The sequence below is a fragment of the Streptomyces kunmingensis genome, from assembly GCF_039533535.1.
In the GTDB taxonomy this organism is placed as follows: Bacteria; Actinomycetota; Actinomycetes; order Streptomycetales; family Streptomycetaceae; genus Streptomyces; species Streptomyces kunmingensis.
This window is the reverse complement of sequence record NZ_BAAATS010000005.1, coordinates 533,455-556,869: the sequence shown is the minus strand read 5'-3', so window position 1 is coordinate 556,869 and position 23,415 is coordinate 533,455. Positions and strand designations below refer to the sequence as shown.

Below are 23,415 nucleotides of genomic sequence, written 5' to 3'. Positions count from 1 at the left end.
GCCGGGACCGGCGGGCGATGACCCCCGGGGCGAACCCCTGTGAGGTGCGTAAAGTCCCCGGTATGGATCACAGCGTGCTGCGCGGGGCAGTCGACGAGGCGTTCGCCGTCACCGGGGCGGACACGCCGCCCTGGCCCGACCCGCATCCTGACGGCGAGGTGCGCGACGAGGAGTACACGCGGTGCACGAAGCCGGAGAAGTACCGCATCCTCGCGGCGCGCGCACAGGCGTGGACGCGCGCGTTGTGCGGACCGGGACTGGCCGAGGCGGAGCCGGCCGCGGCTCCCGCGGCGCTGTGGCGGCGGGCGGGCGACCGGGCGCTCGGCGGCGCCGTCCGGCTGCGTCCGGTACGCGCCGGCGCCGCGCCGCTCATCTTCGGGTTCGCCGCCGTAGACGGAGTGCCCCGGACGGTTCTCGTGATCGGGGCGGGGGAGCCCGCCAAGACGCTGGGGGCGCTGCCGGACTGCGGCTGCGACGCGTGCGACGACGGCTCGGAGCAGCTGATCGAGGCGGTCGACGACCTCGTACTCGCGGTGGTCACCGGCACGTTCGTGCACATCGATGCCGGGCGCGGCCGGGAGATCGTCGCCACGGGGGACGAGAGGTCGGCGAGCGACTGGGACGACGTACGGGATCCGGTGGAGGAGGCGGTCGCCGCGGCGCGGGCCGGACACTCGCCGTACGAGGTCGTACAGGGGCAGGCCTGGGGTGTGCCCGGTGCTACGCCGCGGCCGCCCGCTGCGGGGAGCGCAGTACGAGAAGGGTGATCTCGCTGGGGGCGAAGACGCGGAAGGGCGGACCCCAGAAGCCGGTGCCGCGGCTGGTGTAGAGCAGGGTGCGGGCGCCGTGGCGGCTGAGGCCGGCGAGGGCGGGCTGATCGATGCGGACCAGGTGGTGGAAGGGCCAGATCTGGCCGCCGTGGGTGTGGCCGGAGAGCTGGAGGTCGACGCCGTCGGCTGCCGCCCGGTCGACGAACTTGGGCTGATGGGCCAGGAGCAGGACGGGCAGATCGGGGTCGGCGCCGTGCAGGGCTCCGGCGAGGTGGGCGCGGTGGCCGGCCAGGCCGGAGGACTCGGCGGTGACATCGTCCACGCCGGCCACCACGAGGGTGTCGCCGCCGCGTTCGAGCAGCAGATGGCGGTTGCGCAGCGGCTCCCAGCCCAGTTCGTCCATCAGGTCGACCCAGCCCTGGGCCTCGCTGTAGTACTCGTGGTTGCCGGTGACGTAGACCCGGGCCCGCGTGGCCCGCACGGTGCCGAGCGGTGCGGCCTGGGCGCGGCGGCGGTCGGCCGTGCCGTCCGCGATGTCGCCGGTGTGGCAGACCAGATCGGCCTCCAGGGTGTTCACCGTCTCGCAGACCCGCGCCGACCAGCCCGCGCGGTCGAGCGGGCCGTAGTGCGTGTCGGTGATGAGGACGACGCGGGTGCCGTCCAATCCGGCGCCCGGGCGCGGGAGTTGGACGTCCAGGCGGCGGACCCGGGGCACTCGGCGGGCCTCGGTGTACCCCCAGGCGAGCAGCGCGGCGGAGACGCCGAGGACCGCCCACGTGACGATGCGGGCCCGCTCCTGGCCGTCGCCGACGCCGGCCGCGACGAGGGCGAGGCGCAGCAGGGCACCGAGCAGCACGGACCAGGTGAACAGCACCCAGACGGTGCCCAGCAGGGTGTCCCCGACGATCGCCGCCCGGTCCTGCTGGCGCCGGCCGTGGCCGCGCATCATCGCGAGCGGCATGCCGACCAGGCCGAGGGCGAACAGGGCGGTGCCGCCCCACGCGACGGGGAGCGGCCAGTGCTGGCCGGCGTGCAGCAGCACCCAGCAGGGCACGGCCCACAGCAGAAATGGGGCGATCAACGGGATGTAGCGCATCAGGCGGCGCAGCGGGCTCTGCCGAGTCGCGTGCGCCGCACCGTCGGCGGGCCGGGCTTCGCTGGTGTCGGTCACGCTTCTCCTCCTTCGCATGAGCGGGCTGCCGCTGCGCGCACTGTAGTCGGTCCGTTCCCGGGCCGATCGGAGGGCAGCCGAGAAGGCACTCAGGAAGCAACAGAAACTGACGTCGATATTGTCTCGGTTGTGTTCTCTTTCTAGGGTGGGCGCGGCTCAAGAGGCGTTCCTGGTCACACCAGTTGCACTCCCCGCACTTGACGAAGGGCACAGCCATGCCGCACCCGCACCGCGTGTACGTAAGCCGTCGTCGCCTCCTGGAAGCCGGCGCAGCCGTAATCGGCGCGCTCGCCGTCCCCGGCGTGCTGCCCGCCGCCCAGGCGTTCGGCGCAGCGAGCAACGTCACGGCCGGCGGTGACGAGTGGAACGGGCACATCGACCTCTTCCGGCTCGGCACCGAGCCCGCGCACACCACCCTCATGCCGTACGACAGTGTCAAACAGGCCCTCGCCGCCGACCGCACCCGCTCCCCGTACCGGCAGAGTCTCGACGGGAACTGGAAGTTCGCGTATGTGGAGCGGCCCGCCGACAAGCTCGACGACTTCTACCGCACCGATCTCGACGACTCCGGCTGGGAGACGACCCCGGTGCCGTCGGCATGGCAGCTGCACGGTCACGACGTCCCGATCTACGTCAACATCAACTACCCGTGGTGGGGGCCGAACGGCCACGGCGAGGACGCCCAGCCGCCCGCCGCGCCCACCCGGTACAACCCTGTCGGCCAGTACCGGCGGACGTTCACCGTGCCGAAGGGCTGGGCGGGCCGGCGGACCTTCCTTCACTTCGAGGGCGTCAAGGCCGCCCATTACGTGTGGGTCAACGGGCAGTTGGCCGGTTATCACGAGGACTCCTACACCCCCGCCGAGTACGACATCACCCCGTATCTCAAGGACGGCACCAACCAGGTCGCGGTCGAGGTCTACCGCTACTCGGACGGCGACTGGCTCCAGGACCAGGACATGATCCGGCTGAGCGGCATCTTCCGGTCGGTGTACCTGTTCTCGACGCCCACCGTCCATCTGCGGGACTTCAAGATCGACACGCCGCTCGGTGACGGCCACACGTCGGCGCAACTGTCGGTCACGGCGAGCGTGCGGGACTACGCGGGGGACGCCGGAGGGAAGACGTACACGGTCGAGACGCAGCTCTACGACGCCGGCGGACACGCCGTCTGGACCCGCCCGCTGACACGCCCCGCCACCCTCGGCGCAACCGAGCCCGAGGTCGGTGTCGAGGGCGCCAAGTCCGTTCCCTCACCGCGTCTCTGGTCGGCCGAGGACCCCTACCTCTACACCGCCGTCCTGCGGCTGCGCGACCCCTCCGGCAAGGTCGTCGAGACACTGTCACACCGTGTCGGCCTGCGCGAGTTCGCGATCCGGGACGGGCTGATGCGGATCAACGGGCAGCCCGTCTCCCTGCGCGGCACCAACCGGCACGAGATGCACCCGGAGCGCGGCTCGGCCCTCACCCGCGCCGACATGACCGAGGACATCCGGATCATCAAGCGGCTGAACATCAACTCCGTCCGCACCTCGCACTACCCCAACAACCCGCTCTGGCTCGAGCTCGCCGACGAGTACGGCCTCTACCTCGTCGACGAGACCAACCTGGAGACCCACGGCATCAACAGCTCCTACCCCGGCAGCCGCGCCGACTGGACGACGGCGTGCGTGGAGCGCGCGCGCAACATGGTCCACCGCGACAAGAACCACGCCAGTGTCGTCATCTGGTCGCTCGGCAACGAGGCGGGCGGCGGCTCCGCCTTCAACGCCATGTACGACTGGATCCACGCCAACGACCCGACCCGCGTCATCCACTACGAGGGCGACGACCGACCGGGCATCAGCGACATCCGCTCCAAGATGTACGAGTCGCCGAGCAGGGTGGAGGCCCGTGCGAAGGACACCGCCGACAAACGCCCGTACGTGATGGTCGAGTACGCCCACTCGATGGGGAACTCGACCGGCAACTTCAAGGAGTACTGGGACGTCGTCCGCCGCTACGACGTCCTCCAGGGCGGCTGGATCTGGGACTTCGTCGACCAGGCGCTCAACTGGCCGGTCCCCGCGCGGACGCTGCTCACCGACACGGGGCCGGTGAAGCTGAAGGGCGAAGTGATCAACCCCTCGGGCTCGTTCAGCCGCGACAAGGGCGTCAGCGGCGCGACCGTCTTCGCGCGCGACGACCGCCTCGATCTGCGCGGCTCGCTGACCCTGGAGGCATGGGTGACGCCGTACGTGCGCGGCTACGACCAGCCGATCCTGGCGAAGGGCGACACCCAGTACGCACTGAAACAGTCCGGGAAGACGCTGGAGTTCTTCATCCACTCGGACGGACAGTGGATCACGGCGTCCTGGGCCACCCCGGACGACGGCTGGACGGGAGCCGAGCACCACGTGGCGGGCGTCTTCGACGCGGACAAGGGCACCCTGACCCTGTACGTGGACGGCGCGGTGAAGGCGACCAAGTCCACCACCCGCAAGCCGTCCGGCAATACCGCGCCCCTGTCGATCGGCGGTGAGGTCGACAACCCGACACGGGAGTTCAGCGGCACGATCCGCCGGGCCCGCGTCCACGCCCGCGCACTGAGCGCCGGTGAACTCGCCGACGACGGGCGGGGCCCGGACGACGACGGGGTGCGTTTCTGGTTCGACGCACGCACGGCCGCACACGAAGCGAAGAAGTCCCGGTCCAAGACCTTCGAGGCGTACGGCGGCGACTGGGGCGACAACCCCAACGACGGCGCCTTCAGCGGCGACGGCATCGTCCTGCCCGACCGCGGCCACACCGGGAAGGCGGCCGAGGTCAAACGGATCTACCAGTCGATCGTCGCGGTCCCGAAGGACGGCGGCGCCCCGGGCGAGATCACCCTCACCAACGACAACCTCTTCACCAACCTCCGCGCCTGGGACGGAAGCTGGGAGCTGGCCCTCGACGGGCGCGTGGTGCGGCGCGGCAGACTCAGCCGCGCCCAGCTCGACGTGGCACCGCTGAGCAGCAAGGACATCATGGTCCCTGTACGGCTGCCGAAGGATCCGGCGCCCGGCGCCGAGTACTTCCTCCAGCTCTCCTTCACCACCAAGGAGCGCACCCCCTGGGCCGACACCGGGTTCGAGGTGGCCCGCGTGCAGCTGCCCCTCGACGCGGGCAGCCCGAAGATCGTCCCCGTACCGCTCGCGGACGTACCGACGCTGTCGTACGAGGACGGGGACGCGGCCGTCACCGTGACCGGCCGCAAGGGCCTGGAGGTCGTCGTCGACAAGTCGACCGGGCTTCTCACCAAGTTCGAGGCGGGCGGCACGAAACTCCTCGACTCCGGAGCGGTCCCCAACTTCTGGCGCGCGCCGACCGACAACGACCACGGCAACGGCCAGCACACCCGCAACGAGACCTGGCGGGACGCGGGCGCGCGGCGCGAGGTCACCGGCGTGAGCGTGCGCGCACTCGACGGCCGCGCGGTCGAGATCACGGTCGAGGGCACCCTGCCGACGACCACCCCCTCCACGTACAGCACGACGTACACCGTCTTCGGCAACGGCGAGATCAAGGTCGACAACACCCTGCACCCGGGCGCCTCGAACCTCCCCTATCTGCCCGAGGTCGGCACGATCCTGCGCCTGCCCGCCGCCTTCGAGCAGCTGCACTACTACGGCCGCGGCCCCGAGGAGAACCACTGGGACCGCAACGACGGTACGGACGTGGGCCGTTGGTCCTCCACCGTGCGCGAGCAGTGGACCCCGTACCTGCGGCCGCAGGAGAACGGCAACAAGACCGATGTGCGCTGGGCGGCGCTCACCGACCGGCGCGGGCGCGGCCTGCTCGTGTGGGGTGACGGGCTGCTGGAGGTCAACGCCTCGCACTTCACCCCGGAGGACCTCTCCGTCGGCGCCCGCCACGACTACCAGCTCACCCCAGGCGACGAGGTGGTCCTGCGCGTCAACCACCGGCAGATGGGCGTCGGCGGCGACAACAGCTGGGGCGCCCACACGCATGACGCGTACAAACTGCTCGCCGACCGGGACTACGCGTACACCTACCGGCTGCGGCTGATCACGGACGTGGACCAGGCACCGGAGGCGGCGCGGCGGCCGACGGCGGTGGAGTAGCGGGCAGGGGGCGCCGCCACCGCGGCGGTGCCCCCGGGAGTCCGGGCCGTCCGACGGGAATCCCCGTCCGGTGTTCCGCTACGCGCTGCGCCAGAGGTCGGGGCCGAACACCTCGTAGTGGACCGCCGCCGGGCTGAGCCCGTGGGCGAGCAGGTCGCCGCGGACCGCCCGCATGAACGGCAGCGGACCGCACAGGAAGGCGGTGGTGTCCCGCGGCACCGTCAGGCCGGTGAGGTCCGCCCATCCTTCGCGGACGTGTGCCACGTGTGCCTCGGGGGCGTCCGGCTCGCCCGCCACTGTCTCGTACCACTCTCCGGCGCCGTTCTCGTACCAGAGGTGCAGCGAGGCGTGGGGGAGCCGGCCCACGAGCTCCGCCAGCTCCGTGCGGTGCGCGTGCAGGGCGGGGGAACGGTCGGCGTGGACGACGACGACCGGCCGCTCGGGGGCGGTGTCGCGCAGGTGGTCGAGCATGGACAGCATGGGTGTGATGCCGATGCCGGCGGAGGCGAGCAGCAGAGGGCCGTCACCCTCGGGGAGCACCAGGTCGCCGAAGGGGAGGGAGACCTTGAGGAGTTGACCGGGGCGCGCGTGCGCGTGCAGCCAGGAGGACACCTCGCCCTCGGGGACGCTGCCGTCGGTCGAGCGCTCCCGCTTCACCGTGATGCGCCAGGTCTTGTGGCCGGGAGCGGAGGAGAGACTGTACTGGCGTATCTGCCGTGCCCCGTCCGGCAGTTCGACCCGGACGCTGATGTACTGGCCGGGCCGGAACGACTCGGCGGGCAGGCCGTCCGCGCGCCGCAGGACGAAGGACGCGGTGTCGGGGGCCTCCTCGGTGCGTTCGGCGATCTCCATGTCGTGCCACACGATGCCGTTCTCGACCCCGGCTCCGGCGTACAGCCGGGCCTCCATCGCGATGAGGGCGTTGGCCATCAGCCAGTACACCTCGTCCCACGCGGCGGCCACGGCCGGGGTGACGGCCTCGCCGAGCACCTCCCGGACGGCGCCCAGCAGATGACGGCCCACGAGGGTGTACTGGTCGGAGGTGATCCCCAACGAGGCGTGCTTGTTGGCGATGCGGCCCAGGAGGGCGTCCGGCCGCTCGTCGGGACGCTCCAGGAGCGCGGTGGCGAAGGCCGCCACGGCCCCGGCGAGGGCCTCACGCTGGGAGCCGTTGGCCTGGTTCGCCCGGTTGAACAGGTTCCGCAGCAGTTCGGGGCGTTCCTCGAACATCCGGCGGTAGAAAAGCTCGGTGATGGCGCCGAGAGAGGCGCCGACCGCCGGTAGCGTGGCGCGGACGACCGGTGCCGACTGGGTGGAGAGCACGATGACCCCTATCGCTCAATGCGACATGCGTACCTCTTACGCACCACACCATGGTATTGAATTGGAGTATGAGATGCATATTAACAACGGTGTGATGTGCGTCGCGGGCCGGATCGGTTGCGCGGCCTCCTGAGGTGTGCCCGACGCCCCTAGCGGCGCGGCCTACAGGGTGCGGTACAGGCCCCGGCCGGCGCGGCGGATCCTGCCCGTGCCCACCAAGCGGTCGAGGGTGCTGCGGACCGCGTTGATGCTGCCGCTGTCGGTGGCACGTCCGAGCGCCTCCGCGACATCGCGCGCCCGGACGTCGGCGGTGCCGACTTCCTCGAAGTAGCCGAGGATCTGCTCGGTCAGCCTGCCGTACTTCTGCCCGCCGGCCTCGTCGGAGACCGCGGAGCCGGAGGCCGTGGAAGCCGCGCGGGCGGCGGGGGTCGAGGGCGCGGGGTCGGCGGTCGGCGCGGGCGCGGACGGTTCTGTCCGCGGCGCGTCCCCGCTCTTGCGCGCCGCCGCCGAGGGCACCGCTCTCCCGGAGGGCAGGAGCGACTGGAGCGCGCCGAGCGCCCGCTGGACGGAGTCGAGATGCGCCGAGACCGCGGCCAACTCCCGCTCCAGGGACTGCTTCTGCACCTCGAGCCGGGCCAGGTCCTCCTGGAGACTCTCGGCGGTGACCTCGATCTGGTCAGCGTGGGTTACAGACACCGTGTGTTCCTCTCGCCCAACCGTGGTGGCCAATTCCGGAGCCGCACAAGGACCCGTTCCCGGATCGGCACCCGGGTCCTGTGCCACGACATGTTGTCCGGCTCGATACCAATACCACTGGACATCATAGGCAGAAACACTCTCCACCTGGGGGCGGGCCGATGGGCGGGCCCCAGGTCGGGCCGTCGGTGGGGCCTCGGAGGCTCGGATCGGCGTCACACGAAGCCGTGACGGCATCACACGACCGGCACGAACACATCACACGACGGGCACGACCGCGTACCGGGAACGCGAGCCGAGGAACGCGGCGATCTTGGCCGGACTGAACACCCACATGACCCGGTGGATGCCCCCGGGAGTGGCCGCGACGGTCATGAACGTCGAGGGGCTGCCGTCCCGGTAGAGCAGCACACCGCCGCGCCCGTTGGCGTGCACCGGCCGGACCTCGACCTCGCCCCAGAACCGGGGGAACGCGGTCGACAGGTTCGCCACCCGGGACCGGCCCCGTACCGGCTTGCGCGCGGCGCCGCGCATCCCGTTGCCGTCGGACAGGCTCACCGCGCCCGGGGCGAGCATCGCTTCCAGCGAGGCGATGTCACCGCGCTGCGCCGCCGCCACGAACGCGTCGAGCAGCCGCCGGTGCTCGTCCGCGTCGACGTTGTCACGCCGCTCCGTGGCGAGGTGTTTGCGGGCCCGGCTGACAATCTTGCGGACGTTGACGACGGTGAGGTGCAGCATCTCCGCGATCTCGGCGTAGGCGTAGTCGAACGCCTCCCGCAGCACGTACGCGGCCCGCTCCGTCGGCGTCAGCTTCTCCAGCACGAGCAGCAGCGCGAACTCCAGTGCCTCGGCCCGCTCGGCCCCCACCTCGGGATCGCTGCTCGTGTCGACGGGCTCGGGCAGCCAGGGGCCGATGTAGGTCTCGCGCCGGACCCGGGCGGACCGGGCCACGTTGATCGCGAGCCGAGTGGTGGTGCTCGACAGGAAGGCCGGCGGGCTCAGGACCACCGACCGGTCCGTCTTCTGCCAGCGCAGCCAGACCTCCTGCACCACGTCCTCGGCCTCGACCGCGCTGCCCAGTACGCGGTAGGCGATGCCGAAAAGGCGCGGCCGGAGACCGACGAAGACAGAAACGGCCTCGTCCAGGGAGTCAACAGGGGGCGTTTCGGGATACATGATCGTTCTGTCTCCGATCCTCCGGTTTCCTGCGCTGTCGGGCGGCGCGATCCGCCGGCCGACCGGGAACGCCCCCGCAGTGGGCGGTGTTCGGGCAGGACGGAACAACCCCGGGGGCTGATCCGATCGCTTCTGCCCTTACTGACCGCGTACGTCCGTGTTCTGTGACACCTTCGGCGCACCGATTTCCCACGGTGTGTTTCCGGCCCACCTCGGCAGAGCGGCTAGCGCGGGCCGGGCCGCACGGCGGCTGCCTGGTTCCACAGGCGCAGCTTGTCCGGGTTGACGACGACCCAGACCTGGATGACCTGGACGCAGTGACGCGCCGCCGCGACATCGAGGCTGACGACGGCCGCGACCCGCCGGTCGTAGCGCACGACCAGCCCGGCTCTGCCGTTGACGGAGTGCGTGTCCACCGCGGTACGACCACGCGGAGCCAGCAGCGTCAGCAGACTCCGGGCCACCGGATCCCGGCCGTGCACGGGCCGTACCTGCGCCCGCACCTTGCCGCCCCCGTCGAAGAACGCCGTCGCGTCCGGTGCGAGGAGCGCCATGAGCCGGCCGGTGTCCTGCGCCGCGCACGACTCTCCCACCGCACGGACCGTCGCGTCCTGCTGCGCCGCTGTGGCGGGCTGCCCACGCCGGGCCCGCAGGCTGTGCCGCGCCCGGTCCGCCAGCTCGTCGCACTCCGGCTCGGACCGCCCCACGATGGCGGCGACCGCGCCCGGCGCCATCCCGAGGACGTCGTTGAGCACGAACGCGGCCCGCTCGGCGGGGGACAGGGAGTCGAGGGCTCGCAGCAGCACCGAGCTGACTTCCCGTTCCAGCATCCGCCGGTGCTCGCCGGCCGGCTCGTCCGCGGAGTCTTCCGGGGAGCGGCGCGGATGCCGGCGTCCGGGCCGCGCGAGCCGTTCCAGACAGATCCCGCCGGCGACCCGGGACAGCCAGGCCCGCGGTGCGGTTATCGCCGCCCGCTCCTGCTCAGGCAGCGCGTACCAGCGCCGGTAGGTCTCGTCGACCACGCCGTCGGCCTCGGCGCCGCTGCCCAGCATCCAGAACGCGACATCGATCAGATGCCGCCGCTCGTCCAGCAGCTCCCCGATCGGCACCGCCCCGTCGGCGTAGTCCATCCCGAAACCTCCTCGCGCGGCGCGGCAGGCGGCATCGAAGTCCCTGCGCACGACGTGTGGTCTGTGTCCGTCCGCTCGAAAGACCAGACCGGACAGGCGCGCATCCTGTGACATCCCGTGCGGCCGGGGGACGGAGCCCGCTCAGGGCCGCGGGAGGACAGCCGGCGGCACCTCGCCGCGCTCGACGGACCTGAGCCGTCGCAGCGTGTCGGCCTTGGTGCCGATCTGCTCGTCGAGCAGGGCCAGGCTGCGGCGCAGTTCGGTGATACGGGCCTGCAGGGAGACGGCCTCCGCGGCCAGGGACCGGGCGGCGGCCGTGACGGCGAGCGGGGTGGGTTCCGAGGTAGTGATCATCACGCGTCCTGTGTCGGCGTAGCGGTGAGGAACGTCAACGCGTCGTACGTCGTCCGCGCAGACCTGGAGGGCGGGAGCCCGGGAAGGCGGTCGGGGTGGCTCTGTGCGGCAGGGCCACCCCGGGGACGCTCATGCCTGCTGGGCGAGCCAGTCGGTGAAACGGGTCTCGGCGATGTGTGCGTCGGGGCCGGGCAGCAGGGTGGTCTCCTGCAGTTCGGTGCCGAAGTACGTGGCGTGCGGATCACCGACCACGGTGCGCGGGTCGTTCTTCGCGGCGAGGCCCCTGCGGATCAGCTCGTCCAGCTGGAACGTGTCGGGACCGGCCACCTCCACCACGCCCTTGACCGGAATGCCGACCGCGGTGCGGCCGACGGCGGCAGCGACGTCGTCGGAGTAGATGGGCCGGATCCTGACCGGGGCCAGACGCACGGTGTCGCCGTCGGTGGCCTCGGCGGCGATGCCCTTCATGAACTCGAAGAACTGCGTGGCGTGGACGATGGAGTACGGGATGCCGGACGCCTTGATGAGCTCCTCCTGTGCCTGCTTGGCACGGAAGTAGCCGCTCCCCTGGAGGCGCTCGGTGCCGACAACCGACAGGGCGACGTGGTGGGTGACACCGGCGTCGGCCTCGGCCTTGAGGAGGTTGGTCGTCGAGGTGCGGAAGAAGTCCATCACGTCGTCGTCCGCGAAGGAGGGGGAGTTGGACACGTCGACGACGACCCGGGCGCCTTCGAGGACCTCGGCGAGGCCCTCACCGGTCAGGGTGTCGACGCCGGTGTTGGGGGCGGCGGGTACGGCCTCGTGACCGTGCTCGTTGAGCTTGGCGACCAGCTTCGAGCCGATGAGCCCGGTACCGCCGATGACTACGACCTTCATGGGTTCAGCCCTCTCGGAAGACTTGTTCTGGTTTTCATCAGGTAAAGACCGGATGGTGGTGCGGTCTGTGACACCCCGCGCGACGTGCGGGAGCGGCTATTCGACGAGCTTGCCGACCGTGGACACGTCCTGCATGAGCGAGGAGATCTCGTCCGGGACCGGCGCGACGGGCTCATGGGTGATGCCGGTCGAGGGCGACCAGACGAGGTTGACGCGCAGCCCGGGGTCGAGATCCGGGTAGTCGCTGCGGTTGTGGCAGCCGCGGGTCTCGCGGCGTTCGAGGGCCGCCTCCAGAGTGGCGCGGGCCGCCAGAGCCGCCGACTTGAGGTCGAAGGCGTGCGCGAGGTCCTGGAATCCGGCGATGTCGGGGTGGACCCCGACGTTCTCCATCCGCTTCTCGATCTCCTCCAGCTCCGCCAGACCGGTTCGCAGCCCGGCCTCGTCGCGGACGACACCGGCGTGCTCGGTCATCGTGTCGCGGACGGCGCGTTGCAGCGCGCGGACGTTCTCCGGACCGTCCGCGGCGAGGAGGTCGTCGATCTCGGCGCGGGCCTCGGCCACCGCGTACGCCGAGCGCGGCTGCGCGGTCAGCGACTCCGAATAGGCCGCCGCCGCCCGCCCGGTGAGCCGGCCGTAGACGAGGAGCTCGATCAGGCTGTTGCCGCCGAGCCGGTTGGCGCCGTGCAGGCCGCTGGCCGCCTCGCCGATCGCGTAGAGGCCGCGTACGTCGGTGCTGTGGTCCTCGGGGCGGACCCAGACCCCGCCCATCGAGTAGTGGGCGGTGGGCGCCACCTCGATCGGCTCGCGGGTGATGTCCAGCATCTGGAGGTCGAGCAGGGTCTGGTAGACCCGCGGCAGCCGGTTCATGATCGTCTGGCGGGGGAGGTGGGAGACGTCGAGCCAGACGCCGCCGTGGGGCGTGCCGCGGCCCTCCTTGATCTCCGTGTAGGAGGCGAGAGCCACGCGGTCGCGGGTGGACAGCTCCATGCGCCGCGGGTCGTAGCGGGTCATGTACCGCTCGCCCAGGGCGTTGCGCAGGATGCCGCCCTCGCCGCGCGCGGCCTCGCTGACCAGCGTGCCGGCCGCGTTCTCCGGCTCGATGATGCCCGAGGGGTGGAACTGGACCAGTTCCGGGTCGCGCAGCCGCGCCCCCGCGTCCACGGCGAGGCGGAAGGAGTCGCCGGTGTTCTCGTCGCGCCGCGAGGAGGTGCGCCGCCAGATACGGGTGTGGCCGCCCGCGGCGAGGATCACCGCGTCGGCGTGGATCAGGTGCCGGGTCCCGGTCGCCGGGTCGAAGCCGTAGGCCCCGAAGACCGCGCCCTCATGGGTCAGCAGCCGTGTGATGTACACGCTGTCGAGGACCGGGATGGCCAGCTGGTTCGCGCGCCGGATGAGGGTGCGCTGGATCTCCAGGCCGGTGTAGTCACCCGCGAAGGCGGTGCGCCGGAACTTGTGCGCGCCGAAGAAGCGCTGGGAGATGCGGCCGTCCTCCTCACGGGCGAAGGCCATGCCGAAGCGCTCCAGGTCGTCGATGCCGCGGGCGGCGCCCTGGGTGACGATCTCGGCCGTGCGGGGATCCCCCAGCAGGTAGCTCTCCTTGAGGGTGTCGGCGGCGTGCTGCTGCCAGCTGTCCTCGGGGTCCATCGTCGCGAGGGCGGCGTTGATGCCGCCGGCCGCGAGGGAGGTGTGGGTGTCCTCCTTGGGGCGCTTGCCGACGGCGAGGACGTCGACGCCGGCCTCGGCCAGCTCGATCGCCGCCCGCAGGCCGGATCCGCCGGTGCCGATGACCAGCACCGTGGTGGACAGACGTTTTTCGGTGGCGACCACGATTGCTCCGATCGTTGGGTGAGTCATCCGGTCTGACCGGGACAGGCGGCAATGTGTGACACGGCAGCCCACAGGTGTCACACGCGCACCTGTCACACGGTCATACAGCCGACCGGTCGAACCGCACTGTCCGGCCCGGCGCACACGAACGTCCGCACGGACGGCGAAGGAGACCGAAGACGACCTACGTCGTCGCCCAGCCCTGCGTCGACGTCAAGGGGACCGGGCCTGCCTCGCGGATCTTCGAGATCCGCAAGGAGGAGGCGGCCGACGCCGATCGCTGGTTCCCGCCCTGACCTGGTCCTGACCCGGTCCTAGGGGGCCAGCGTGATCGTGGTCGGGGTGCCCCGCCATGCCATGCGGGAGTACGGGCACAGCGAGTCGGCCTGTTCGATCAGCTCGGCCGCGATCTCCCGGTCCACGCCCGGCCACTTCACCACCAGGTCGACGCGGAGCAGATAGCCGCCGTCGTCCGGATCCCGTCCGAAGGCGACGGTCGCGTCGACGGATATCGTGGCGGGGTCGAGCTCCTCCTGCCGTGCCACCAGGCTCAGCGCCCCGTGGAAGCACGCCGCGAAACCGGCGGCGAACAACTGCTCGGGGTTGGTCGCCCGCCCGTCCCCGCCCAGTTCGGCGGGCATCCGCAGATCGAGGTCGAGCACGCCGTCGGAGGAGCGTGCCCGGCCGGACGCCCGCCCGTGCGCGGCGCTGCCGCCGCTGACGCTCACCGTGGTCGTGTAGATGGGGGAGAAGGACGGACCCGCGAAATCCTTCTGCGTGGACAGCCCGGGCGGCCGGATCGGGTCGGTCACAGGAGGACCCCCGCGGCGGCGTCGTACCTGCCCGGCCTTGCGGCGTTCGTCACGGTGCTCTGTCCTTCGGTCAGTGGGAATCCGGATTCCGGACGTCTCATTGACCGAGGACCCCCGGGTTGTGTGACACCCGGGCGACCGCGCCGCCCGCCGACGGCGACGTGTGCCCTGCTCAGCGTCCTGCTCATCCCTCCAACGACGCGACGTAGGGCGACAGTTTGGCCGGGTTCATGACCCACATGATGCGGTCGATGCCCTCCGCGGAGACGTCCACGGACAGCAGCGCGACGGGCTGGTCCGCGGCGGTGACGAGCACCGCCGGCCGCCCGTTGGCCTCCGTCCACCGCACCTGCGCCGCCGGCCAGAACCGCGGCGCGAACGCCACCAGGTAACGGGCCACATGGTCGCGTCCCACGACCGGGATCCTCGACGCGCCGCGCACGCCGCCACCGTCCGAGTAGCTGACGACGTCCGCCGCGAGGACCTCCTCCAGCACCGCCAGGTTCCCGGTCCGTGCCGCATCCAGGAACACCCCGAGCAGGCGGCGGTGTTCGGTGGAGCTGACCCGCTCCCGGCGCTCGGCGGCCAGATGCCTGCGGGCGCGGGTCACCAACTGCCGGGTGTTGGCCTCCGAGGTCCCCAGCACCTGCGCGATCCGCCGGTACGGGTACTCGAACGCCTCCCGCAGCACGTACGCGGCCCGTTCCACCGGGTTCAGCCGCTCCAGGAGCATGAGGACCGCCAGCTCCACGGCCTCGGCCCGCTCCGCGCCCACCTGCGGATCCACGGTGGTGTTGAGGGGCTCGGGCAGCCACGGGCCGACGTACGACTCGCGGCGCACCCGGGCGGACTGCGCGAAGTTGATCGCGAGCCGGGTGGTGATCGTCGTCAGGAACGCCGACGGTTCGAGGACGCGCTCACGGTCGGTCTCCTGCCAGCGCAGCCACGCGTCCTGGACGATGTCCTCGGCGTCCACCGCGCTGCCGAGCATGCGGTACACGATGCCGAACAACTGCGGGCGCACCGCCTGGAAGTCCTCGGCCGCCCGGTCGAGAGCGCTGCTTTCGTCCCCGGCGTCCATCGGGCCCCTTTCGTCGTCCTGATCGCCTCATGCTACAAACCGGCGGACGAGGGACGCGCGCCCAGGAGGGCGGCAACAGTGTGTGTGCCCGTGGCCAGCCTTCCCAGCCGTAGCGGTCACGGGCCTTCGTGACCACGTCCGCGTCGATCGCACCGGCCAGGGCCGGCCGGTCCGGGGCGGCGACGATGGCCCCGGCGTCGACGTGGACGTAGCGGCGCACCACGTCCCGGGTGTCCGAGCGGCCGAACCCGTCGGTCCCCAGCGACGAGCAGTCCTGCCCGACCCGTCGGGCAGGACTGGGGGTGTGCGGCGGATCGGGATGTCAGCGCGCGCGGCCTGCACCTTCGCCACCAGACCGTCGAGGCGGTACTCGTCGGGGCCGGCGATCTCCAGCACACCGAACAGTGGCAACCCCACGGCTGCATGGGCGAGTTGGGCCGCGACGTCGTCGAGCGACACCGGACGCGTCCGCACGGGTGGGACGTGTACGCCGTCGCTGTCCGTCCGTGCCGTAGAGCGGGCCAGGGCGTCCACGGACTGGTAGAACGGCGTGGCGTGCACGAGGGAGTGCGGGATCGGCGAGCGCCGGGCCCGCTCCTCCCCTCGCCGCGCGAGGCGGGCACGACCTCCACCCCGTGGTCCCGGAGCCGGGCGACGGTCCTGGAACCGATGCGGCCGGTGGCTCCCACGACGACGACTCTCATGCCGGCCTCTTCTCATCGAGGGGCGGGTGACCCCGCTGCGTCGTGAGTGACGGCGGCCTCGGCCGCTCACACCCTTCACGACAGAAGAGAGGCCAATGGTGTGACACCGTCGGGTCGGGGAGCCGGTTGACCGCCCGATGGATCAGGAGAGTTCGAGGCCGCCGTCGATGGTGAGGATCTGGCCGGTGACGTACGTCCCCTGCGGGTCGGCGATGCGCAGGATCCAGTCGGCGATGTCCTCGGGGTCACCGATCCGGCCGGTGGGGATGCGCTCGCGCTCCCCGGCCCGGATCCGGCCGACCGCGTCGTCGGGGAGGCCGGCGGCGGCCAGCACCTCGGTCTCGGTGGGGCCGGGCGCGATGGCGTTCACCCGCACGCTCTCGGGGGCGAGTTCCAGCGCCCAGCTGCGCGTGAGCTGTTCCAGGGCGCTCTTGGAGGCCGCGTAGTGCGCACCCCCGGCCAGCGGGCGGTGCCCGTAGGTGCTGGAGACGTTGATGATGGAGCCGGAGGATTTACGCAGGTGGGGCAGGGCCGCGTGGGCGAGCAGGCTCGGTGCCGTCACATTGACGTCGAACAGGGCGGTGATCGCCGCGCGGTCCGTCTCGGCCAGGGACATCAGCGAGGCCGCACCGGCGTTGTTCACCAGCAGGTCGAGCCCGCCCCAGTGGTCGACGGCGGTGGACACGATGCGGTCGGCGGCGCCGTCCTCGCACACGTCGGCCGACAGAACGGCGATGTTGCCGTGCGCGCGGGCCGTGGCCTCCAGGGCCGAGGCCCGCCGTCCGACGCCGAGAACGTGCGCTCCCGCCTCCGCGAGGGCGACGGCCGTGGCCCGGCCGATGCCCGATCCCGCGCCGGTCACGATGGCGACGCGGTCCTTGTAGTGCTGTCGTACAGAGCTGGTCATGACGTTCCTTTGGTCGGGCAGTGCATGGGATCAGTGCCTGAGATCAGTGCATGGGATCAGTGCCTGGGATCAGTGCCTGGGTGCAGTGATGAACAACTGACCGGGCGGGCCTCCGATCCGTGACAGGCCGGGGTACGCGATGTGCGTCACACCGGGCAGGGGGCTCGGCCTGTCTCCTATTGCACATATATTGCAACTGCTGATGTTGTGCAGAAGGAGGGGTTCCGGTGAGCGGACCGGTGGTGCTGGGGATCGAGTCGTCGTGCGACGAGACCGGCGCGGGCATCGTGCGCGACGGCAAGCTGCTGGCCCACGTGGTGGCGTCGAGCATGGACGAGCACGCGCGCTTCGGCGGCGTCGTCCCCGAGATCGCCTCGCGCGCCCACCTCCAGGCGTTCACACCGGTCGTACGACAGGCGCTGGCCGAGGCCGGGCTGCGCCTCGGCCAGCTCGACGCCGTCGCCGTCACCACCGGCCCCGGCCTGTCCGGTGCCCTTCAGGTCGGCCTGGCCGGAGCGAAGACCCTCGCCTACGCGACGGGCGTCCCGCTGTACGGGGTGCATCACCTGGCCGGACACGTCGCCGCCGACACCCTGGAGCACGGCCCGCTGCCCGAGCCGTGCGTCGTCCTGATCGTCTCCGGCGGCCATACGTCCCTGCTCCTCGTCCGGGATCTGGTGCGCGAGCCGATCCTGCATCTGGGCGACACCCTGGACGACGCGGCGGGCGAGTGCTTCGACAAGGTCGCCCGCATTCTGGGCCTGCCCTACCCGGGCGGCCCCGCGATCGACCGGGCGGCGAAGGCCGGGGACCCGGACGCGGTCGCGTTCCCGCGCCCGCTGACCAAGGCCGGCGACGACCCGTACGCGTTCTCCTTCTCCGGGCTCAAGACGGCCGCCGCCCGCTGGGCGGAGCAGCACCGCCTGCGCGGCGCGGAGCTCCCGGTCGCCGACGGCGCCGCCGCGCTCCAGGAGGCGGTCGCCGACGTCCTCACCCGCAAGGCGCTGCGGGCCTGCCGCGATCATGATGTGAGGACGCTGATCGTGGTCGGGGGAGTGGCCGCCAACTCCCGTGTGCGCGCCCTGGCCGAGCAGCGCTGCGGGGCCGCCGGTATCGAACTGCGCGTACCACCCATGACCCTGTGCACCGACAACGGCGCGATGATCGCCGCGGTGGGCGACCTGCTCGTACGCTCCGGCGCCGGGCCCGCCCCGCTGAACGTCTCGATCGACCCGTCGGCTCCCCTCGAGTACGCCGCGCTGACACCGACAACTGCCCCTGCGGCGCGGGCCGCCTGACGGCTCCTGCGCCCAGGTCGTCACCGGGCGGTGAACCGGGCGGTTTCGAGGGATCTATGCGGTGAGCGCATTGCGCACGAACCCGGGCCGGGTCCCGGTCCCCGTCGGCTCGTACGCCACAAGGAGCGCGCAAGGCGACGGGGACCGGGTGAGCGGTCAGGCCGCGAGCGGCTCGCCGTCCTGGTCCGGCACGGTCGACGCGTCCCTCAAGTCCTGCGTCAGGGCGCGGCGGGCCCGCGCCACGCGCGAACGCACCGTGCCGACCGGGCATCCGCTCAGCGCCGCCGCTTCCGCATAGGGCAGGCCGAGGACCTGGGTGAGAACGAAGGCCTCGCGGCGGTCCTGGGGCAGTGCGTCGATCAGTTCCATGAGCGCGACTCCTTCGTCGAAGCCGGGCAGCCCCTTCGGCTGGCCGTGTTCGGCGGCCCGCTGCCAGTCGGTGAGGTCGGCGGCGCGAGGCCGCACCGCGGCGTGCCGCAGGCTGTCGGCCACCACCCGGCGGGCGATGGAGAGCAGCCAGGTCCTGGCCGACGAACGGCCCTCGAACCGGTGCAGGCTCGACAAGGCACGCAGGAAGGTGTCCTGCGTCAGGTCGTCGGCCGCCTGCGCGTCCTTGGCCAGGTACGTCACGAACCGGCGTACGTCGAGCTGAAGCGCGCGCACGAACCGTTCGACCGCTTCACTGTCGCCTCGCGCGGCGGCGAGGGCGATGGTGGTGACCGTCTCGTCGGTCACCTGGGGCAGGGCAGGAGTCATTGCCCGAGGTCCTCTCTCGGATCCCGCACGCACTCGCCCTGACAGACCGTCGGCAGACGTCACGACGCGGACCGCGGGAGAGCGGGTACGGGAAAACGGGGAAAGCCGTGCACGCGAAGGCGCGTGCACGGGGAGCACGCCCGGCGGGGTCGGCCGCGGGACGTGTGGCGCCGGCTGTCATACGACAGCGAGCGCTCCAGGGGGACCTCGGGTGCTCAGGGCACGCACGAGCAGCCGCGACCGCATGCGCCGTACGGTGGCGAGGGCGCGGGGGAGCGGCGAGGGGCCGCCGGTGACCGGCAGGACGGCCAGGATCAGACGGAGCGGCACGAAGGCCCGGTCGGCGACCGCCCGCAGCACACGGAACGCGGCGCGCTCGCCCTGCGCCAGCCAGATGCCGCACAGCAGCGCGGCCAGCAGGTGCGCGGCCAGCATGCCCCACGAGGCGGTGCCCGACATCCCGCCCAGGTGATGCATCCCAGCCGTCCCGGCCGTCCCAGTCATGCCTGACATGCCGGCCATGTCGTGCGACATGGCCGCACCGCTCTGGGCGGACGGCATGTGCAGGTGGTGGATCAGGCCGGAGTCCACGGCCACGTCGTAGGCGCGCGCCGCAGCTTCGGGCGACGGGTCGCCGCACAGCAGGACGCGGGCCCACTGCCGCGGACTCGCCGCGGGCATCCCGGACATCGGCGAGGGCCGCGCGAGCGACTGCGACAGGGTGAAGCCCACGTGCAGGCACACCTGCACGGCCAGCGTCAGGGCGATCACGACGCGACGGCCGCGTTCCCGGGCGGCGAACGCCCAACCGGTCAGCCCCGTAACGGCGGTCGCCAGTGCCAGCATCGGCCAGGACAGCGGCGTCCCGGACATCAGAACGTGGCCGAGAGCCGCGAGCACGACACACACGGCCGCGAACATCGCGGCACGTGACACCCGGCTGACAGACACCGCCACATCTTGGCACCGCCGACCTGGGCGACACGGCACCGGGGCGGCGGACATCCGTCCCGCGGGAACGTCGCATTCGGACCGGTGACCGCCGTGACGCGGCACACGCCCGTGCGTACGCTCAGGGTCGACAGGACGTGCCCTTCCCTTGAGTTGGGGGAGCAAATGCCGCAGATACGAGAACTCATCGAGAGCGTCGGTAGCCGCCTCTCCGTCGACAGCGCCATCCTCGCCCGTGCCGTGACCGCGGTGTCCGCGTGCGAGCAGTCCAGCGCGGCCTGCGCGGCGGGCATGCTCGCCGACAAGGACGCCGACTCCCTGCGTGATGCCATCGTGCAGAACCTCGACTGCGCGGACGTCTCGAGTACGACGTCGAGGCTGCTGCTGCGCGGTGACGACGCCCAGCGTCCGCTGCTCGCGGCGCAGACCGAGGCCTGCCTCATCGCCTGCCGCGACGCCCGCGAACAGTGCGGACGGCACGCCGCGCACCGCGAGCACTGCCGTATCTGCTCCGAGACGGCGGGCCGGGCGGCCGAGGCGTGCGAGGAGCTGCTCTCGGTGCTGCGCCGCTGAGCGGTACGTTCCCACGCTCAGTGCATCGCCCGCGGGCCGGCCGTCAACGGGTCGGCCGCGTAGGTGAGACGGACCACGCCGTCGGCGTGCCGCCGCGCCGACGCGGCCACCCCGAAGACCTCGGCCAGGAGGGCCGGGGTGAGGACGTCGAGCACGGGGCCGCCGGCCACGACGGTCCCGTGGTCGAGCACGACGAGGTGATCGCAGAACCGGGCGGCGAGATCGAGGTCGTGCAGGACCGCGAGCGTCGTGGTGCCGGTGGCGCGGATCAGGCGCAGCAGCTCGAACCGGGCGCGTATGTCGAGGTGGTTGGTCAGCTCGTCCAGGACGAGGAGGCGGGCCTCCTGCGCCAACGCCCGTGCGAGCAGCACACGTTGGCGTTCGCCTCCGGACAGCGAGGCGTAGTCGCGGTGCGCCAGGTGCCGTACGCCGCACAGGTCGACGGCGTCCCTGACCGCACGCTCGTCCCGCGCGCCGTCACGGCCGAGCAGCCCGTGGTGCGGCGCGCGCCCCAGAGCGACGGTCTCCGTGACGGTCAGGCTTCCGGAGGTGTCGTTCCCGTCCTGGAGGACCGCGGCGGTCCGGCGCGCGGCGGCGCGGGCACTCAGCTCCCAGATGTCGTCCCCGCCCACGGTGACACCACCGTCGGCGGGCCGGATCGAGCGGTACACGGCACGCAGCAAGGTCGACTTGCCGCTGCCGTTCGGCCCCACCAGACCCACGAGGTCACCGGGGCGGGCCTCGATGTCCACGCCGTCGAGGACAGGGTGGCGGTCCAGCGTGATGTGGAGCCGGTCGACGGAGAGTCGCATCGTGTTCAGTCCAGACCCTTGTTGCGGCGCAGCAGCCAGAGGAAGAAGGGGGCGCCCAGCAGGGCGGTCAGGATGCCCAGCGGGAGTTCGTTGGGGCGGCTCAGCGTCCGCGACAGCAGATCGACCAGGACGAGGTAGACCGCCCCGAGCAGGGCCGACAGCGGCAGCAGCCTGCGGTGGTCGGCGCCGACGGTGAGCCGTACCAGGTGCGGGACCATCAGGCCGACGAACCCGATGCTGCCCGCGACCGCGATCACCGCACCGGTCAGCAGGGCGCTGAGCAGCAGCAGGACGGTCCGCAGCCGGTTGACGTCGGTGCCGAGGGAGGTGGCGGTCTCGTCCCCGGCGAGCAGTACGTTCAGCTTGCGGCCGAACAGGGTGAGCAGCGCCGTGCAGCCGACGACGACCAAGGCGGCGGCAGGCAGTTGATGCCACTGCGCGCCGGCCACGCTGCCGAGCATCCAGAACATGACGGTGCGCAGTTGGGTGGGGCTGGCCTGCAGTTGTACGTAACTGGTGGCCGACAGGAACACATAGCCGACCGCCACTCCGGCCAGGATGAGCCGCGTGGGCGCCATCCGGCCCCGCCGTCGGCCGAGCCAGAACACGAGCGCGCCCGCGACCACCGAGCCCGCGAACGCTGCGGCCGAGACGCCCAGGCCGAGCAGGGCCGTGCCGCCGCCCAGGGTGATGACGAGGACCGCGCCGAGCGTGGCGCCGTAGGAGAAGCCGAGTACGACGGGGTCGGCCAGCGGGTTGGCGACGACGGTCTGCAGCACCGCACCGGACAGGGCGAGGCCCGCGCCGGCGAGAGCGGCGAGCACGACGCGCGGCGTGCGGAACTGCCACACGATCTGGTCGAGCGCGAAGTCGTCGGGTTTCTGGCCCAGGCCCGTGACGTGGTGCAGGACGATCCGCCACACGTCTCCCAACGGCACGTTGACCGCACCGATGCTGACGGCCACGAGCATGACGGCGACGAGCACGAACGGCAGAATCCCGAGCGCGAGGGCGGCTCGGCGACGGCCCGGCGGGGTCAGAACGCTTCCGGGTGCAGCTTCCTCGCGATCCGCTCCACGGCCAGGTCGTTGTCGGGGCTCAGGTAGATCGAGTCCGACAGCGTCACGTACGTGTGGTTCTTCGCGGCCGGCCACTGGGGGAACTCCTTGAGCAGTTTCTCGGCGTAGGCCGCGGGATCCGGGTCGTTGTAGGCGATGACGACGAGCGCGTCGACGTCCGTGGCCGCCACTTTCTCCTTGCTCAGATCGGCGAAGGACGTCTTCGACGCCGAGGCGAACACGTTGGCGGCACCGGCCTTGCCGAGAATGTCGTTGTAGATTCCCTTGGCCACCACGGAACTGAAGTCGTTGCTGCCCATCGACATGTTCGTGAACAGCATCATGACCTTGGGCTTCTTCCTGTCGGACACCTTCGAGGCGATACCGGCGATGTGCTTGCGCGACGCGGCGACGATTTTCTCCGCGCGGTCGGAGACACGGAAGATGCGGCCCATATCGCGGAGAAGGCGGTAGCTGTCCTCGATGGTGAGTTTCGAGTTCTCGTCATGACAGCCCTGCGGCGATATGTAGGTGCGTGCGCCGGCGTTCTTCAACTCGTCGCGGGTGGCGAAACCGTTCTTGGCGTCGAATCCGTACGACGTCGTCGACAGGACGAGGTCAGGGCGGAGCCCGATCATCGACTCCCGGGGGATGTCGAACGCGTCGTTCTGCTCGACCCCGCCGGTCGGTAGCTTCTTGATGGCTTCCGCGCGGCCCGGGACCTCGGACATGCCGTACGACTGCTGGTTCGCGACGATTCTGTCGCCGAGGCCCAGCGCGAGCAGGGTCGAGACCTCGGCGACGGAGGCGCCGTTCATGACGACGACACGGCTCGGCGCCTTCTCGAAGACCTGGCTGGTGCCACAGTTCTCGATCTTCACGGGGTAGCCGGAGCGTGCGGCGGCAGCCGTGCTGCCACCGGGTCCTTCGTCGTCCGCGGGGCCCGCGCACGCGGTGGCGCCGAGGCCGAGGGCGAGGGTGGCCACGACGGCGACCATCGGTTTGGTGACGGGCATGAATGCTCCTTGAGACGT

Annotated in this window: 20 protein-coding genes; 4 read left to right on the top strand and 16 right to left on the bottom strand. The window is 71.5% G+C overall.

The genetic code is table 11. The features are described from left to right. Window positions 1-62: 62 nt before the first annotated feature. On the top strand, window positions 63-767 hold the full coding sequence (locus ABD366_RS07730) for a DUF6226 family protein (protein WP_324776590.1): 705 nt from the start codon (window positions 63-65) through the stop codon (window positions 765-767). Here the strand turns inward: ABD366_RS07730 and ABD366_RS07725 are convergent. After that, window positions 721-1,941 (bottom strand): metallophosphoesterase, encoded by a 1,221-nt coding sequence (locus tag ABD366_RS07725; RefSeq protein ID WP_324776592.1) that lies wholly within the window; start codon window positions 1,939-1,941, stop codon window positions 721-723. The genes ABD366_RS07730 and ABD366_RS07725 overlap by 47 nt on opposite strands. A gap of 215 nt (window positions 1,942-2,156) precedes the next feature. Here ABD366_RS07725 and ABD366_RS07720 point away from each other — a divergent pair, with 215 nt between their 5' ends. After that, window positions 2,157-6,047, top strand: a complete 3,891-nt coding sequence (locus ABD366_RS07720; protein ID WP_324776594.1) for a glycoside hydrolase family 2 TIM barrel-domain containing protein — start codon at window positions 2,157-2,159, stop codon at window positions 6,045-6,047. 78 nt (window positions 6,048-6,125) lie between these two features. Here ABD366_RS07720 and ABD366_RS07715 read toward each other — a convergent pair whose 3' ends face one another. From ABD366_RS07715 to ABD366_RS07670, 10 genes are all read right to left on the bottom strand, one after another. Further along, the gene (locus tag ABD366_RS07715; protein WP_324776596.1) at window positions 6,126-7,370 is read right to left on the bottom strand and encodes a globin domain-containing protein; all 1,245 of its coding nucleotides are present in this window, start codon (window positions 7,368-7,370) and stop codon (window positions 6,126-6,128) included. A gap of 162 nt (window positions 7,371-7,532) precedes the next feature. Continuing rightward, window positions 7,533-8,066: a hypothetical protein gene (locus ABD366_RS07710; RefSeq protein ID WP_324776598.1), complete on the bottom strand. Its 534-nt coding sequence runs from the start codon at window positions 8,064-8,066 to the stop codon at window positions 7,533-7,535. A 258-nt stretch (window positions 8,067-8,324) separates the two neighbouring features. Next, complete coding sequence (locus ABD366_RS07705; RefSeq protein ID WP_324776600.1) at window positions 8,325-9,242, bottom strand: sigma-70 family RNA polymerase sigma factor; 918 nt, start codon at window positions 9,240-9,242, stop codon at window positions 8,325-8,327. A gap of 224 nt (window positions 9,243-9,466) precedes the next feature. Further along, window positions 9,467-10,372: a sigma factor gene (locus tag ABD366_RS07700; RefSeq protein ID WP_324776602.1), complete on the bottom strand. Its 906-nt coding sequence runs from the start codon at window positions 10,370-10,372 to the stop codon at window positions 9,467-9,469. A 141-nt stretch (window positions 10,373-10,513) separates the two neighbouring features. Beyond that, window positions 10,514-10,726, bottom strand: coding sequence for a hypothetical protein (locus ABD366_RS07695; protein ID WP_324776604.1), 213 nt, complete (start codon window positions 10,724-10,726; stop codon window positions 10,514-10,516). A gap of 129 nt (window positions 10,727-10,855) precedes the next feature. After that, window positions 10,856-11,602 carry an SDR family oxidoreductase gene (locus ABD366_RS07690; protein WP_324776606.1) on the bottom strand — a complete coding sequence of 249 codons (747 nt, stop codon included), beginning with the start codon at window positions 11,600-11,602 and terminating at the stop codon, window positions 10,856-10,858. 96 nt (window positions 11,603-11,698) lie between these two features. Next, on the bottom strand, window positions 11,699-13,456 hold the full coding sequence (locus ABD366_RS07685) for an L-aspartate oxidase (protein ID WP_344441327.1): 1,758 nt from the start codon (window positions 13,454-13,456) through the stop codon (window positions 11,699-11,701). A gap of 287 nt (window positions 13,457-13,743) precedes the next feature. Further along, window positions 13,744-14,241 (bottom strand): organic hydroperoxide resistance protein, encoded by a 498-nt coding sequence (locus ABD366_RS07680; protein ID WP_411293895.1) that lies wholly within the window; start codon window positions 14,239-14,241, stop codon window positions 13,744-13,746. Window positions 14,242-14,425: 184 nt separating this feature from the next. Continuing rightward, window positions 14,426-15,322 carry an RNA polymerase sigma-70 factor gene (locus tag ABD366_RS07675; RefSeq protein ID WP_324776610.1) on the bottom strand — a complete coding sequence of 299 codons (897 nt, stop codon included), beginning with the start codon at window positions 15,320-15,322 and terminating at the stop codon, window positions 14,426-14,428. 846 nt (window positions 15,323-16,168) lie between these two features. Beyond that, entirely contained in the window at window positions 16,169-16,933 is a 765-nt protein-coding gene (locus ABD366_RS07670) for an SDR family NAD(P)-dependent oxidoreductase (protein ID WP_324776611.1), read from the bottom strand. A 227-nt stretch (window positions 16,934-17,160) separates the two neighbouring features. Between ABD366_RS07670 and tsaD the strand changes: the two genes are divergently transcribed. Continuing rightward, entirely contained in the window at window positions 17,161-18,231 is a 1,071-nt protein-coding gene (gene tsaD, locus ABD366_RS07665; RefSeq protein ID WP_324776613.1) for a tRNA (adenosine(37)-N6)-threonylcarbamoyltransferase complex transferase subunit TsaD, read from the top strand. A 156-nt stretch (window positions 18,232-18,387) separates the two neighbouring features. Here the strand turns inward: tsaD and ABD366_RS07660 are convergent, their stop codons facing one another. After that, entirely contained in the window at window positions 18,388-18,987 is a 600-nt protein-coding gene (locus tag ABD366_RS07660; RefSeq protein ID WP_324776615.1) for a sigma-70 family RNA polymerase sigma factor, read from the bottom strand. A 177-nt stretch (window positions 18,988-19,164) separates the two neighbouring features. Then, the gene (locus tag ABD366_RS07655; RefSeq protein WP_324776617.1) at window positions 19,165-19,938 is read right to left on the bottom strand and encodes a hypothetical protein; all 774 of its coding nucleotides are present in this window, start codon (window positions 19,936-19,938) and stop codon (window positions 19,165-19,167) included. A gap of 165 nt (window positions 19,939-20,103) precedes the next feature. On the opposite strand from ABD366_RS07655, the gene ABD366_RS07650 reads away from it, so the two are divergent. After that, the gene (locus ABD366_RS07650; protein WP_324776620.1) at window positions 20,104-20,511 is read left to right on the top strand and encodes a four-helix bundle copper-binding protein; all 408 of its coding nucleotides are present in this window, start codon (window positions 20,104-20,106) and stop codon (window positions 20,509-20,511) included. A 17-nt stretch (window positions 20,512-20,528) separates the two neighbouring features. On the opposite strand, the gene ABD366_RS07645 is transcribed toward ABD366_RS07650, so the two are convergent. The 3 genes from ABD366_RS07645 to ABD366_RS07635 all read right to left on the bottom strand — a co-directional run bounded on the left by ABD366_RS07645 (window position 20,529) and on the right by ABD366_RS07635 (window position 23,397). After that, window positions 20,529-21,323 carry an ABC transporter ATP-binding protein gene (locus tag ABD366_RS07645; protein ID WP_324776622.1) on the bottom strand — a complete coding sequence of 265 codons (795 nt, stop codon included), beginning with the start codon at window positions 21,321-21,323 and terminating at the stop codon, window positions 20,529-20,531. A gap of 5 nt (window positions 21,324-21,328) precedes the next feature. After that, on the bottom strand, window positions 21,329-22,294 hold the full coding sequence (locus ABD366_RS07640) for a FecCD family ABC transporter permease (protein ID WP_324776704.1): 966 nt from the start codon (window positions 22,292-22,294) through the stop codon (window positions 21,329-21,331). Between the two features lie 65 nt (window positions 22,295-22,359). Beyond that, window positions 22,360-23,397 carry an ABC transporter substrate-binding protein gene (locus ABD366_RS07635; protein WP_324776624.1) on the bottom strand — a complete coding sequence of 346 codons (1,038 nt, stop codon included), beginning with the start codon at window positions 23,395-23,397 and terminating at the stop codon, window positions 22,360-22,362. Between the last annotated feature and the right edge of the window lie 18 nt (window positions 23,398-23,415).